Below are 13,942 nucleotides of genomic sequence, written 5' to 3' on the forward strand. Positions count from 1 at the left end.
ACTATCAGATGGATGAAGAGCAAGAAGCTATCTACCAGTCCGGTTATCAAGCCTACCTTAGTGGCGAATCAGAATTGTCCAATCCCTATTTCGGATTGGATGCTGAATTTTGGTCAGATGGTTGGGAAGATGCAAAAGAAGACACTGAAATTCAAGCAAAGAAACAATCATAAGGTCGTAAGTTATGTCACTTTTACTTGATGACATTCGACCTGATGTGGTAACGAATGTCGCTGATGGCTATGAGGGTCATTGTAAGTTGATCGTTCAGGGTAGTTACAGTGAGGAAGTGGTTGTATTCCCAAACCTAGAAGAAGCTGAATCTGCAGCAACTGCCGCTGTAGAACCGGTGGTAGGCGGATATCATGGTGCGGAAATTGAGATGACAACAGACGCGGTCACTCACGAGACTGCTGAAGAGTGGCTATTTTTAGATTGAGGTAAATAGCAAATGCGACAGTTGACTTTTAACAAATCACTTTTGATATGGGGTTTAATGAATTGTGCAATTATGATCGGAACTCAATTCCTCAAAAGCGTCATCACCGGATTGCCATTCGATCATGTTAAATTTGGAGTGGATGGTACTATTGCCGTCTGTTTATTGGTTCTTATTTATACCCCATACCATATAAAGCGATTTGGTGACTTCATGAAGTCAAGGGGCGAAAGGTAGGATAGGTTAATGAAATTGCGTTGTAATAAACAAAAACGAATTGCGGCTCTTACTGCCCTGGGTATATTGCTCACAGGTTGCGGTATGGATGACCTAAAAAATGAAATGGTCACAATGGCTAAAGAAATGGGGCCGACAACGATCTACATCGCGTCACCTGTAGAATTACTGATTGGTGAAAAACAGACGGCAACTGTATTCGGTTACGAAAAGTGTCCGGAAATCGATTCGAATTGGTTATGGTTTGTGGCTCCATCAACTCATATTCTAGATGACAGCTGCATTAAGCTAGATGAAAGTACCTCTGAGGTGAAGGTCGGTCTATCAACCAAGGATCGCGCTTGGCACGAAACGTGGCGGGTTAAACATCATGGGGATGCGATAACGCTAATGCGGTCAAATGGCTTTGAAATTAAACGAGCAGATCAAGGAATATAGGAGTGAGAATGTCTGATAACAAATCAGTAAGTAACGACCCATTTGTTGAAGAGCTAAATTTAATGGTTGAGCGCTTGAGCAAGCGGGGAGACTACAAGGGATCATTACAGGTGTCTATGGGGAAAGTGAACGGTGAGAATACATATATGATCATCGCGTCCGAAAACAAAGATGCTCAAGACAAGCTTCATACCATTCTCGGTGAGCGCTTCAATGAGGTATGTATTGAAGAGCGAGCTGAGCAATTTCGTAACATGATGCCTGAAGGTCTCAAACAGTTGATGTCCAAATCGTAATTAGCAGAATCCTAATGCCAGTGCTGTTGGAACGCTGGCCTTTGAAGTAATCACCAGGAATGGTCAAGGGTCTTGAATAAACGGACAAAAATTGCAGTATCACCAATTCAGTCACAGCGGATAATTGAATAAGGTTACATCATGAAATCAATATCACAGCAAATAAATCAAACACTACGTTACAAAGACAAAACGCTACTCGCCTTCCAGATGGATGCGTCAGTGATAGTGGAAGAAGCCTGCAAGGTTGCTTACTCAAAGGTAACCCCCACAATAATGCTGCACAACATACAGAACTTAGAGAGTTTAGCAGTGAATTACTGTAAGCAAATTTTTGCGACAGAATATCCGACATGGAAAGAGGACTACAAAATTCGATTAGAGCAATTCAATGGAATGTTCAAAACCGCAGTATGTAATTCGGCTATGTTCTATCCATTAATCTTTATTGCGATGGCAAAAGAGTGGTTTTTTGCTAATCCGGAAAAGTTGCCCCCTGTTGGTGGAAGATTGCTTGAAAAGGTTGATCTCGATCCTCAGTACTGGGCGATTATTACTGCACCGTTAATTCCAGCCCTACATCGACTTCAGGAAAGAAAGTAAAACTATGGAAAAAATCGACCCAAAGGGAGAAATAATGAGTAATCGTAAGAAATTAACAAGCTCAGATATAGCTCAAATAGAGCGCGAGATAACCGAAAGTCAACATTGGATAGTACGTGTTTTTTTAGGCTGGAAAGCTCCTGCGATTGCCGTTTTGCTCGGGTTGATTGGTTTGGTCGCTAACATAGTTAAGCAACATGGTGGCTTAACTCAATTTTCGACGACTGCTGTAAACATGGTTTCAATCACTTGCTTACTAATCCTGATATACGGCCTGATAGGATTAATAAATCACGATTGGTCATGGGGTAAAGAGAAACAATAATAACCATTTTATTTTTCGATACGGCCATTGTATGTAGAATGGGTGTGTAACACCACCCGAAGCACAATCGATTTCCTCATCCATAGGTATTGATGCAAACTAGAGCTCAGCCTTATGCACCATTCATCCATTATCTAATGGATAGTTTGCATGAAGAGGTCCAATATTCTTCACTTATTCAACAGGCAGTGACTGCTTTAAACGCATATCTTTTATCAATTAATTCCTAATTGACACCCACAGATTAATTCACAGTAAGTTCCTACGTGACAAAATCTAGTCAACACACCTAGATTTTGTCATAAATCAAACTCAACCCTCCATGCGACAAATCATGAAAAAATGATGTGGGGATATCCATCGACCAAACACTATCGTTACGCGGTCACAATCTGTCTATATATACAAAAGGGGTATTCGGAACCAACCGACCCCTCGACCTCCCTGCCAAGCCTGCGCGACAGCGCTCCCAATTAACATGGGTGTGCGCGATTTTTTGTTTTTTCTTTTTTTTCTTTTTTTTGAGCTTTTTTCGCGAGGGCCGGGCAAGGAATCTGTGGCGTTTTGAGGTGGTTGTGTGATCGGATCGGAAAGAACAGGAACAAAAATTAGTAAAGGGGAAGGGGAAAGAAAAGCGACGAAAAAGGGCGGCAGCGAGTGGGGTAGTCAAGGTGGAACTGCGGGGGTGAAGCGGGCGGCAAACCTCGTCTCTCCCTTTGATATATATAGACAAAAGGGTGTGTGGGTATGAAGAAAAGGAATTGGGTTCCGAAAAAACACATATAGCTTAACCATGATAGCTAAGCTGGAATCTCAAAAAATAGTTGTAAAGGAAGGAACTGCATCTGCAGTAGGAATTACTATAAACCAATCGATATTGGGATGACAGGACTAATCCTCAGTTAGTGGTTTGACTGCGAGTTTTTTGGTCAGAATTTGAGAAATTATAGTGTGCCCGTAACGATGCCTGATCATATCCAAGCACACAACAATATCGTAATGGTCACCGTTATAATGGCCCATACCTGCTGGTGGTCTTTACAGGAAGGTTAATGTCACAATATACACACAATCCGGTCGGGAAAAGAATAGGTAATCTGGTCTGGTTTCATATTAATTACCTGACGATCGTGGTGAATGAGAGCGAAGCTGAAATTATTCTTGCAGCAGCCAAAGACTTTGCGCCTGAAGCAAACATTGTGCGACTCGATGTAAAGCGTCGAACTGCTCAATTGATCCATTGCCCAGAATTTGACGAGACGCATGAGCCAGCACTTGCATACACATACGATATCAATAAAGGGAGGTTAACTCGCTATCGAAATAATCCGTATATCTTCCACCAGAAGCACTTGATGGTCATGCATAATTATCAGGGTTTCGATTATCAAAGTTCATTGGAAAGAACAAAGCAATGGAAGGCTTGTGTAGTAATGAATGACAATTTAGACCAAGGGTTTTATCTCAAAATTGGTCGAGAAAAATATTGGAATATGTGGCTATCAAAAGTAGGCATTGCACGATGAATGAGAATCTAAAATAACACGCTCTGATAGTTAAACATCCACAATCTCAATTTGACACTAGGATAATAAAATGCCCAATACTGCACCCAAATCTCCGCTGCCGGCTTGCAATGAGATACAACACTCTGATTTTGCCATTAGTGCAAAAACCGCAATATTTCGTTCTGGTCTTACTGCTCCATTGAAGTGCATCATTGGGTATGGTTTGATTGATTCATACTCAAGTATTCTCCATTACGCCAAGGGAAAAGCACAGCACGATTCCGACAAACTGTCAGAGTTTGGTCAAGTCGCAGACCACGATTATACTTACTGCCCGAATCCCCAAGCTTTGGGCTGTCACCATGACTACGTGATTGCTAACTATTGTCTTAACGTCCTACCATATGAGTCACGCCAATTCGTGCTTCACCAGATCGCGTCATGCACACGAAAAATAGCCTTTCTTAGTGTCCGTACAGATAAAATTGTGGGTGTGCCTGAAGGTGACGGTGTACGAACGAAACGCAATACGTTTCAGAAACAATATCGTTCGGGGGAAATTGTTGCGGAAACTCAGGAGCATTTTAAATACGTCGCTGAGCTAAAGTTACTAAAAAACCAAAGTGGTTTTGCGATTGTTGCCTGTAGTCACCAGCCATTACCAGCTAACATCATGGCTGTTCAAAAATGAAGAGAAAAAACATAGGTTTTTGGGTCTGATTTCCTGATTAATGTCTAGAGAGGAATAATGAGTCCTGCGGTCTAACATTGTTCATTGCATTACAAGTGCAGTTATGATGAACATCATAAAGCATTGCATGTAACCAGGTGTATTGATAAGTGCTCACTAAGTGGAATATGAGTTTTGATCAAATTCGTATTGATAGAGTAAGCAATGTGTTTCGTGATACACTTTTTTCATATTCAATGCAGTACAACGCAAATTTACCAACGAGCCCTTCACTGGTGAAGCCAACTTGCGTTCACTCCAAGAAAAAATCTTTACATCTCAGTTTATTGCTGTTTCAGCAAGGGTTTTCCTTGTGCTGACAATTAAGAAGGATACGTCTATACATGAAACGAACACGTCTATTAATCGCGCTCTGTTCCGCTTTGGGGTTGTCTAGTGTTGCAAATTCAAGTGAAGATTTGACAACTTTTATCTATAACGGCCAGACCACGACTACCGCAACTTGGCCTTCATATGCTGCAGTTTATTACGATGCAACTTCACTTACTGGTGTATACGGCCAATATTGCGGTGCTACTATTCTTGATGCAGACCATGTAATGTTGGCAGCTCACTGTGTAACCGACGGAAGTGGAGGTATGAATTATGAATACCTTGTTTATACGTCCATACTGCCTCAATTGTCTAATAAATCGCAATTCTTAAGTGGCACAGTGGAAAATATCCGAGCACAGTACGTATATGTGCACCCTGAATATGTTGATTCCTCAAGTGATTCGACAGTGCCTTGGCCGAATGACATTGCCATAATCAAACTTGAATCATCAATGAATGTGGACAGTTCCGCGTATGTTAGTCGAGCGCAATCATCTCAAGTTAACTCGTATCGTATCGAAGATAAGTCTTTTGTTGCGGTAGGGATGGGATTAACAGAAGATAAAACATACGCTACCCAACTACTTTGGACTAATTTAAATTATGAACCTACCAACTCTTGCAAGTTGGGGGCAGGTGAGTCACAGCTTTGCATGAAGGGTAGTTACGACCCTTCTACTCGAGTACGTAATACTACTTGTAGTGGAGATAGTGGTGGTCCTTTGTATTGGTACGACAGTTCAAAGTTTGAATATTACCAGGTTGGCATTACAAGCTATGGGTGGAAGAACTGTTACAATGAGTCGTCTGAAGATGTGGCGGTATTTACTGAAGTAGCGGATTACAACGCATGGATTGATAACGTACTGAGTAACAGTGAAACACCTGATTTAGAAATTACTGATCAACTGCGAACTGCAATTGGAGCAACTGTTACCGATCCAGGACCAATTATTAACGACACAACTACAGATGAATCCGGTGGCTCAAACTACCAAACGACAAGCGATTCAAGTGGAGGTAGTGTAGGACTTGCCACTTTGGGTTTGTTTGGAATCGCTGGACTTCGACGCCGACAACTTTCAAGTACTTAAGTTAATATAGTCATGAACACTCGCATAGAGAAGTTGGGTCTTAGTTTGGTCAATACCAAGTTGGTCCTTAGTGATTAATAGCCAATAGAGATCTACCTGAACGGGAATAAAACTAGAAAGCATTGGAATTCTCTGATGCTTTTTTCCATAAGTGAAAAGTATGACTAAAGCTATTACTGATGTTGGGGAGTTTATCCCGTTAGCTAGAAAAGAATCGTATACAGACAAATCGCAGTTGAAAAAAGTCACTGGTACGCCACCAGCAGAAGAACTCCTTAAAGATGTAGTTCTAAAAACAGTGTGGCCCGAACCTAATTGGCTTGAAATATTTAGTGATGGTTTAGATAAAGACACTCTTGCACAAATCTACAGTGTATATCACTCACTAGCAAAGAAACCCCACAAGACTGAAAGATATTCATTTAGTGGCGTTAGAATAACTAACGAGATGTGGGCGGAGGCATATAAGGAAGCTGTTGCGTTTATCCGCGAGGGATGCGAGAACGCCGCTTCACCAAAGGATATGTCTGATCTGTTGGATAGATTCACAGAACATTTTACCGAAGATGACGGTACTCGTTCATACAAAACATTTGCAGCAGGAACCAAAACAGCGAAAACGTTCCTTCATCCATTGGGCAAAAGTGGTTCTGCTGCTCAATACCGGAAACTTCTACCTTACCTTGATTTTCCAGAGAGGGTGAATCCAAAGAAAATTAAGTTGTTCCCGATAAAGCTCATCGATCGCACGACTAATGCCGAAAGTTACTCTCTGTGCAAGGTCAATAAGAAAAGCGTAAGTTACGCGGCACCTTGCAACGAATATCAAAATGATTTCCCAACATACCAAGAAGCTGTAGATGCTCTGGTTAAATATCATGGTGATGAGTTTACAATTGCCTGCAATGATAAAGGTGAATCTGATGAATTATTATACATCCCCAAAAAACCTCTTACTGAACTAACATCCACTGATGAATCTTCTGAAAATATCGACCCAATTACATTGATGAACCAATTCGGTTTTCGGGGTATTCAGTTTGGTAATTGCCTGTCGGGAGTAGAGAAACAACAATTTGTAAATCACACGTATACCGCCCTTTCATTATTGGCTGATGTGTTGAATATATCTGACCTCTGGATTGGAGGTGGGAAATTAGGAATGGCATTCGCGTCAAGGGGGAGGGGGAATGCCAGCGCTCATTATGAACCTAAGCTTCACGTTATCAACCTTACGCGTTTTAACGGACCGGGATGCATAGCACATGAATTTTGGCACTCGCTCGATCAAAGGCTTGCACTAAAATGGTTGGGGTATGATGAAGTATTGCTATCTGCCACAGTCTTTGATGGGTACTTTTCACCAGAAAGCATTCCAAACCGATTCAGAGTACAATTCAAGGCTTTTATGGAGATGTTGGAAGCTTGCTGCTACGGTGAATATGCACAGAACGCCAAAAACATCAGCTCCCAAAAGAATGGTCGAAAGTACTGGGATCTGCCTGAAGAATTACTTGCTAGAGCTTTCGAGGCTTACGTTCAAGACACGTTAATTGATTGGGGTATTAAGGACCAATGGTTGGCTTATGGTACCCAAGAGAAGGATTATGCCGATAACAGCAAGCATCCTTACCCAGTCGGAGAAGAAAGAGACCTAATAAAAGATACATTCACCAAAAATCTTAAGATATTGTTTAATAGATAAGTTCTTCGGTTAACCACCACGCATTGGGATCAATGTCACCCCAAAAGCCGAAAAAGCGTGATCAAACTCCAATTATTCTCTATATTAGAAATGTCACGACCATAGCAAACCAAAAGAAATTTTGGGACGCAAAGCCTCCGGTCTTAATCCTGGCTACAGGAAAGATAGCGGGGTTGCCGAAAACAAATTGGTGATACTAGTGTTCTGGGAGATGAGAATGAAACAGCAATCAGATAAACCAATATCACAAAAAGCTCGGATGGTTTTTATTAGGCCAAGAGTTAAGATATGATCACAGTAACGCTTAAAAACTCCCTTAGGTTATTTGAAGAATTAGGTAGAATAACTGCACGCTCATTGACCGGTGGATACGGGATCTATTGCGATGGAATCAACTTCGCGTTAGTAGTCGGAGATGTCCTATACATCAAGGCGACGTCACAAACCAAAGACTACTTTATTTCTATGGAGTTCAAGCCTTACAACCACCAGCAAGGTAAAACCCCGAATGATACTCTATATTTCGCTATGCCTGAGATTCTTTGGGAAGACACTCGGGAAATTCTTACCATTGGAGCTGTTGCTTTAAGGCACGTTAAGATAGAGCAGAAGTCGAAATGCGCTGAATCCGCAAAGAATAGTGCCAGAATTAAAGATCTACCAAATCTAACTATCTTTTCTGAACGTATGTTAAATAAGGCAGGTATAGACTCAGTTGAACAATTACAGGAGCTTGGGGCCGCAACCGCATTTCATGAGGTTCAAAAAGTCCACTCAACCTTGATTGGTCAAGACTTCCTATGGTACCTAGAAGGCGCTATTGAGGGAAAGCACTGGTCACGGGTACCAAAGCAAAGGCAAAAAGAATTAATATACCAAGTTAGCCATTCTAACTAAACGTAATCACAAAGCCCCTCCACATGTGGGCTTTGTGCCATTGCGACCAATATACTTTCCGTGAGATGATCTCAAATATTCACCATCATCAAGATGGCAGAGTATGTTTGACGTAGTTTATGCGAAATTAGTAAGGACATGTAAATTGAGATATTTGCTGACAACAGTGCATCGAATCCCAAAATTTTATAAACCTGATGGTTCCATTGTAGAGCTGGAACTGGACTATCTTGAAAACAAAACCATTTCATCCATTGATGAACATGGACATCTTAACCATGTTAAGATTGGCGGCACACCACCCTGTGTGGGTAACGTATGGTTAGTGAGCTCGGTAGAAGAATCGCTAACCTGCTTGTCAGACCTTGGAGTTTACCCTTTTATAAATAAAGCAGCAGCAAGAGCAAATGCGAAAAGGCTAGGACTGCAATCATTCAAATACATTCCAGTGCCCTAGATAGGAAAGAAAACCGCGCTAAGCGCACCTTCTGTCTTCAATATAAGATCTTGGTGGGATGCTCCAAGAGCTTGCGCACTTTAATCTTCACACTCAAATTTTGGAGTTATTAATGAGACCATCATTTAAAGTCGCTTTGATTTCGGCCGCAGTCATACTTGCTGTTGGATGCCAAAAAGAGGATACAGTAAAAGTTGAAAAAGATCCGCTAGCTGTTGACCAAGTTCAGAACCTAAGCTCATCTACATTTCAGAGTGACGAACAAAGAACAGCGTATGCTATTGGGTCGTCATTCGGAAAATTCATTACTGATAAAATCGACCAGCCCAAAGAGATGGGGATTCTTATTGACAAAGATATGGTGCTAAAAGGCATTGAAGACTACTTTGCAGGTAAGCAAGAAATTGAAGTTGCTGAGGTTCAGAAGATCGTATCTAATTTTGGAACCAAGTTAAGTAAAATGGCTGAAGAGAAAGCACAAAATGAAGTCAAACTAAATGGAGAAGCCGGTTCGTCATATAGGTCCGAATATGAGAATCAGGAAGGTGCTCATAAGACCTCGACAGGATTGCTCTATAAGGTAATCAAGACGGGCACAGGTAAGTCACCGAATGCTAATGATATTGTCGAGGTGAATTACGAAGGCAAGCAAATTGATGGAACAAAGTTCGATAGTTCATACGACCGGGGTAAAACATCATCTTTTCGTCTTAACCAAGTTATTCCAGGTTGGACGGAAGGTGTGCAGTTAATGAAGGAGGGAGGTATATATGAGTTTGTTATACCACCAGGCCTTGCATATGGAAAACACGGAACTGACCGTATTCCGGCAGAATCAACACTAGTATTCAAGGTGGAATTAGTAAGAGTTTCAGCAGTGCAGTAAGTTAACTTTCTCAACATCAAAAACATGCGAGCTTCCTACATGGTCAAAAGTGCCAAATAAACCGATATAAGCAAATCTAATCCAAATATCTTTTATCCAATGCTTAAACCTGATAGTGTTAATTCTATGAGGTTTCTCGTTTTCCTCGGCATCCACCACTGCCAAAACGCTAAACTAGCGAACCAGTTAACCTTTATTGGCTGCGTTTGCGCTAGGTGGAAGTAGCAACAATTAAGGCCAAATAAATGGATTAACTTCTATGGAAAACCCACATCCAATTTATCCGTCACAAACGAACACCTTCAAGAATCGAGCAGAAGAATTCGCACGTAATATAGCTCAAGTGACAGACACAAAGATCATCAGTGCGTTTAAAAGAAACGATTGGCTATCACAAGCATTAGGCTATAAAGGTCATACGGACCTGCTAAAGTCTGCTGAGTTCCGTAAGCAAGCAGATAGCAATGAACCCCTGATTATATTTGCGAGTAAGGAGTTGCGACTAGGCATAGTTAGTAAATTTGCTCAAAAAGCAAAGTTGAATTTTGAGCAAGTCAACGAAGCGGCCAAGTCAGTTGCTGAACACGAAACTATACTTAGTAATATATCTTGCGACCTACCAATTAACACCGTAAATGAAATATCTTCTTGCCCGATATGCGACGGTCAAATAGTCAATCCAAAAGGGCAGTGGTTTTGCGTTGAGTGTATGGCAGATCAGGAGACATTAGATACACTAAAGCGCGGGTATGGAAAAAGGGTCTACCGCTTAATCAATGATGAAGGGTTCACGTTCCCTCGAACTAAAGAGCAAGCGATGCAGATCGCACTGGACTTAACATATCAAGAACGTCCACGGCTGCGTGATAATAAAAAACTGGCGCAGTCGGTTTCATCCACGTTAGCAAATGAATTGGAGCTAGCAACGGGATTACGGCAGGTTCCGGCAGTAACTGTTTATCTCTCTGGATTAGATCAACACCGACATAAATCGATTATTAGACACAAAGCGTTTAAGGCAATGCAATCAGAGGCTCAACGCGGAAATATCAAATTGCTGATAATTGAGGATACTTCGAACTTAACTGAAGCGATCCTGACTATCGATGGTTTTGGTATAAACATCATTCCCGAGGTGAAAACGAAATGTACTGATCTTAGTGCTGCGTTTCGTGCTGTAATCCCTGGGCCAACTCTTGTCGTGCAAGAACGTTGGAACCAATACGAATTCTCTCGAATCTAACGACTCAATATCCCAATCAATACACACCTCTCGCATTATCTTGGGTAATGCGAGTTTCCTATCACGTCACATAAAAACAACAGCTTAACCCTACTAGTCGAAAAATATACTAATACATGGGAAATTATCATTTCCTATATGGATGCATACTTCTATGGACGCTGACAATATTGACTTTAATTAGTTTTTCAACACGCTAAAGAAAGAAGTCAAACAGCCTGACACAATTACAGTCAAAGACTTTGGGAGTCTTATTGACCAAATCGACAACCCTAGTGTTGGCCCACTAATAGCAACCCTTAATCAAGCGATCTTATGGGTTACTCTTGGCTCAGCCTTCCGTGCAATTGAGTGCTCAAAATGGCTGGTTAAAGAGGCTCTATACGAGAATGTGGAGCTTATGCGTTTAACTAGACTCAGAACTAGCGCGACTAAAGGGAGTCACCCAATTATTGCACCAGTAATTATCGATAAGGAACGATTCTATATTGATAGATGGCTAGAACTAAGAGGTAAGCATCGAGTTAGGTTGATTTACGGCAAGAGACAGGAACGGTATCGTGGTCTAGATCCAGATAGTCCAGTATTTATGAGTAATCATCACGGCGTCACGGCGAGTGGAAGCCATTCTCTGAACGGAAAAAACAGTATAAGGTAGAGAATATGAAGTCTGTACCAGTATGCAAAATACGATTAAAGCGCTATATCGTGAGTACGGCCATGCGGAATGTTCGTCGCACACTGGTCGCCATACAATAGCTCAGCTTGCTCAAAAAATTCTTAGCAAGAAATGCACAGATGTGGAACTCAAAGCCACTATTCAACACAGGTGACATTAGATCGCAAGATGGTTTGTCGATATCGACTGGAATCAGCTGCGAGAAAAACCGACAAAATGTTTAAGTAGCTAAAACGATAAAACCACGCAAATGCGTAGTTTCTCACTTAATCGTATGTCTTTGGATTAATTGCATGAATCATGTATATACTCTTGCCATATACATTTGTTGCTATATACTGGTTGTATATAGTCAAAAAAGAGGCCAAATTTATGGTTCAAGCTACTGTTTTTGTGAATAATCGTTCACAAGCCGTAAGGCTTCCAGCGGAAACCCGCTTTCCAGAAGAAGTAAAGAAAGTTAGCGTTCGAGTTGTTGGTAAAGAGAGAATCCTAGCGCCTATTGAGAATACATGGGATAGCTTTTTCTTGTCCGACCAAAGTGTTTCTGATGACTTTTTGACTGAAAGAGCAAGCCAAGAGCAGTCAGAAAGAGAGGCGTTTTAATATGTTGAAGTACATGCTAGATACGAATATCTGCATCTACGTTATTAAACGAAAGCCAATCGAAATCCTAGACACGTTTAACCTCCATGCAGGGCAATTATGTATTAGCTCTATTACGCTAGCTGAATTGCTTCACGGAGCATATAAAAGCGCGAAGCCAGAGCATAATCTCAAGCAAATTGAAGATTTTGTATCGCGTTTAGAGGTGCTTGAGTACGACTCAAAGGCGGCAGATCATTATGGAGATATCCGTGCCGACTTGGAACGCAAAGGGACACCAATTGGCGTCAACGACTTGCACATAGCTGGTCACGCTAGAAGTGAAGGGTTTATTGTCGTCACTAATAACGAGAAAGAGTTTGTACGAGTCGATGGTTTGCGAGTCGATAATTGGATCAAAACTCAATAAAGGAAACAGTGATGGGAATTGATATCAACAACCTTAAACATTGGCAGAAAGTCGAAGAAGGCGAACTAGCTGGCTACTACGTTCAACCGATATTTGGAATCCAACTAAATGGCACTGCAATGGCACTTGTCGCCAAAGAAGGTGAAGCGGAGCGGATTGAGTTAGTAAAGCTTGGTCACAAGGTAGCGATCATTCAACCAAAGGGCGATTACACTAGTTACGGCGAGGCAATGGCTAAGATGCTCAAAGAATCAGACCGTGAGGATGATTTAGGTCTACTTGAACATCTAAGCAGTGACTATGACTCGGTCATAGTTGATTCAGCTCCACAACATGTTTCAAGTAACCATCCTGCAAAACAACCGATGATCAGTCAACGCATGAAACCATAGTGGGAAAAAATGAAAACATTAACTGATTCTGAGCGTGAAGGTTTGATCTACTCTCTTGGCGAATATGGGGATCTTAGCCATGTAGCCAATTGGGATGAGATACAAGGCAAGCTAAAGGCTGAAGCCCCTGAGCTCGCAAAAGCGATTGAGAACAAGGTCAGGGCTGACGAGCAACTTAAAGAAGCGTTAGAACGCTTTACAAACAACTAGGACGTTATGGGAAACATTCGTTGAAAAAATCGACTTTTAAGAACTTCGTATTAGTTGCAATTGGTATTTTTATAGGGCTGCTTTTAGGTAATTACCTCATTAAGTCATCAATGGAAAACTGTCTAAAAACTAACCTTAGTAAAGACAATGAAAATGCTTGTATCTACGAAGTACATGGAATTAGAAATTACTAATCAACATTGGAAAAATGGACTGTGTTTGCGGCCATCGAACAATGGATAAAGAGTCATGAGTGATAGAAAAGATAATCGACCAGAAGTTGATATGAAAACCATACTCGAAGGGCGATCTAAGAGTGGCTCGCCAATTAAAGTGATCGAGGTCGGTGCAACGACTCAAGATACTGTTGATGCACTTCAAAGACTGCTTCCAGAAGACCAAAAGCAAAAGGTTAGTTTGGTTAATTTAGGCGAAAAATTGGATTAGGAAAC

Annotated in this window: 19 protein-coding genes and 1 riboswitch; all 19 genes read left to right on the forward strand. The window is 41.3% G+C overall.

Going from position 1 to position 13,942, the window contains the following annotated elements; genetic code table 11:
- Window positions 1-8: 8 nt before the first annotated feature.
- The 19 genes from H735_RS31370 (at window position 9) to H735_RS08875 (ending at window position 13,937) form a co-directional block, all read left to right on the forward strand.
- The gene (locus tag H735_RS31370) at window positions 9-173 is read left to right on the forward strand and encodes a ribosome modulation factor (protein WP_020194245.1); all 165 of its coding nucleotides are present in this window, start codon (window positions 9-11) and stop codon (window positions 171-173) included.
- Between the two features lie 11 nt (window positions 174-184).
- Window positions 185-439 carry a hypothetical protein gene (locus tag H735_RS08785; RefSeq protein ID WP_020194246.1) on the forward strand — a complete coding sequence of 85 codons (255 nt, stop codon included), beginning with the start codon at window positions 185-187 and terminating at the stop codon, window positions 437-439.
- Window positions 440-685: 246 nt separating this feature from the next.
- Window positions 686-1,114, forward strand: a complete 429-nt coding sequence (locus tag H735_RS08795; protein ID WP_020194248.1) for a hypothetical protein — start codon at window positions 686-688, stop codon at window positions 1,112-1,114.
- An 8-nt stretch (window positions 1,115-1,122) separates the two neighbouring features.
- The gene (locus H735_RS08800; RefSeq protein ID WP_020194249.1) at window positions 1,123-1,410 is read left to right on the forward strand and encodes a hypothetical protein; all 288 of its coding nucleotides are present in this window, start codon (window positions 1,123-1,125) and stop codon (window positions 1,408-1,410) included.
- A gap of 141 nt (window positions 1,411-1,551) precedes the next feature.
- Entirely contained in the window at window positions 1,552-2,013 is a 462-nt protein-coding gene (locus tag H735_RS08805; protein WP_020194250.1) for a hypothetical protein, read from the forward strand.
- Between the two features lie 4 nt (window positions 2,014-2,017).
- Complete coding sequence (locus H735_RS08810; protein ID WP_020194251.1) at window positions 2,018-2,338, forward strand: hypothetical protein; 321 nt, start codon at window positions 2,018-2,020, stop codon at window positions 2,336-2,338.
- 1,052 nt (window positions 2,339-3,390) lie between these two features.
- Window positions 3,391-3,864 carry a hypothetical protein gene (locus H735_RS08815; protein ID WP_020194253.1) on the forward strand — a complete coding sequence of 158 codons (474 nt, stop codon included), beginning with the start codon at window positions 3,391-3,393 and terminating at the stop codon, window positions 3,862-3,864.
- A 70-nt stretch (window positions 3,865-3,934) separates the two neighbouring features.
- Window positions 3,935-4,537, forward strand: a complete 603-nt coding sequence (locus H735_RS08820; RefSeq protein WP_020194254.1) for a class I SAM-dependent methyltransferase — start codon at window positions 3,935-3,937, stop codon at window positions 4,535-4,537.
- Window positions 4,538-4,920: 383 nt separating this feature from the next.
- Entirely contained in the window at window positions 4,921-6,006 is a 1,086-nt protein-coding gene (locus H735_RS08825) for a trypsin-like serine protease (protein ID WP_020194255.1), read from the forward strand.
- A gap of 160 nt (window positions 6,007-6,166) precedes the next feature.
- Window positions 6,167-7,711, forward strand: a complete 1,545-nt coding sequence (locus H735_RS08830) for an LPD1 domain-containing protein (RefSeq protein WP_020194257.1) — start codon at window positions 6,167-6,169, stop codon at window positions 7,709-7,711.
- Window positions 7,712-7,804: 93 nt separating this feature from the next.
- Window positions 7,805-7,892, forward strand: a riboswitch (cyclic di-GMP riboswitch).
- 107 nt (window positions 7,893-7,999) lie between these two features.
- The gene (locus H735_RS08835) at window positions 8,000-8,608 is read left to right on the forward strand and encodes a TfoX/Sxy family DNA transformation protein (RefSeq protein WP_020194259.1); all 609 of its coding nucleotides are present in this window, start codon (window positions 8,000-8,002) and stop codon (window positions 8,606-8,608) included.
- Window positions 8,609-8,711: 103 nt separating this feature from the next.
- Complete coding sequence (locus H735_RS08840; RefSeq protein WP_020194260.1) at window positions 8,712-9,065, forward strand: hypothetical protein; 354 nt, start codon at window positions 8,712-8,714, stop codon at window positions 9,063-9,065.
- A gap of 112 nt (window positions 9,066-9,177) precedes the next feature.
- Window positions 9,178-9,951 carry an FKBP-type peptidyl-prolyl cis-trans isomerase gene (gene fkpA, locus H735_RS08845; protein ID WP_020194261.1) on the forward strand — a complete coding sequence of 258 codons (774 nt, stop codon included), beginning with the start codon at window positions 9,178-9,180 and terminating at the stop codon, window positions 9,949-9,951.
- Window positions 9,952-10,210: 259 nt separating this feature from the next.
- A complete protein-coding gene (locus tag H735_RS08850; RefSeq protein ID WP_020194262.1) occupies window positions 10,211-11,194 on the forward strand; it encodes a hypothetical protein in 984 nt (327 codons plus the stop codon).
- Window positions 11,195-12,245: 1,051 nt separating this feature from the next.
- Window positions 12,246-12,479 carry a type II toxin-antitoxin system VapB family antitoxin gene (gene vapB / locus H735_RS08855; RefSeq protein ID WP_020194263.1) on the forward strand — a complete coding sequence of 78 codons (234 nt, stop codon included), beginning with the start codon at window positions 12,246-12,248 and terminating at the stop codon, window positions 12,477-12,479.
- Between the two features lies 1 nt (window position 12,480).
- Window positions 12,481-12,888, forward strand: a complete 408-nt coding sequence (vapC, locus tag H735_RS08860) for a type II toxin-antitoxin system tRNA(fMet)-specific endonuclease VapC (protein WP_020194264.1) — start codon at window positions 12,481-12,483, stop codon at window positions 12,886-12,888.
- A gap of 11 nt (window positions 12,889-12,899) precedes the next feature.
- A complete protein-coding gene (locus tag H735_RS29610; RefSeq protein ID WP_020194265.1) occupies window positions 12,900-13,280 on the forward strand; it encodes a hypothetical protein in 381 nt (126 codons plus the stop codon).
- Between the two features lie 9 nt (window positions 13,281-13,289).
- Window positions 13,290-13,490 carry a hypothetical protein gene (locus H735_RS08870; protein ID WP_020194266.1) on the forward strand — a complete coding sequence of 67 codons (201 nt, stop codon included), beginning with the start codon at window positions 13,290-13,292 and terminating at the stop codon, window positions 13,488-13,490.
- Window positions 13,491-13,739: 249 nt separating this feature from the next.
- Window positions 13,740-13,937 (forward strand): hypothetical protein, encoded by a 198-nt coding sequence (locus H735_RS08875; RefSeq protein ID WP_020194267.1) that lies wholly within the window; start codon window positions 13,740-13,742, stop codon window positions 13,935-13,937.
- The last annotated feature ends 5 nt before the right edge of the window (window positions 13,938-13,942 follow it).

This window comes from Vibrio owensii CAIM 1854 = LMG 25443, from assembly GCF_000817815.1.
Classification (GTDB): Bacteria; Pseudomonadota; Gammaproteobacteria; order Enterobacterales; family Vibrionaceae; genus Vibrio; species Vibrio owensii.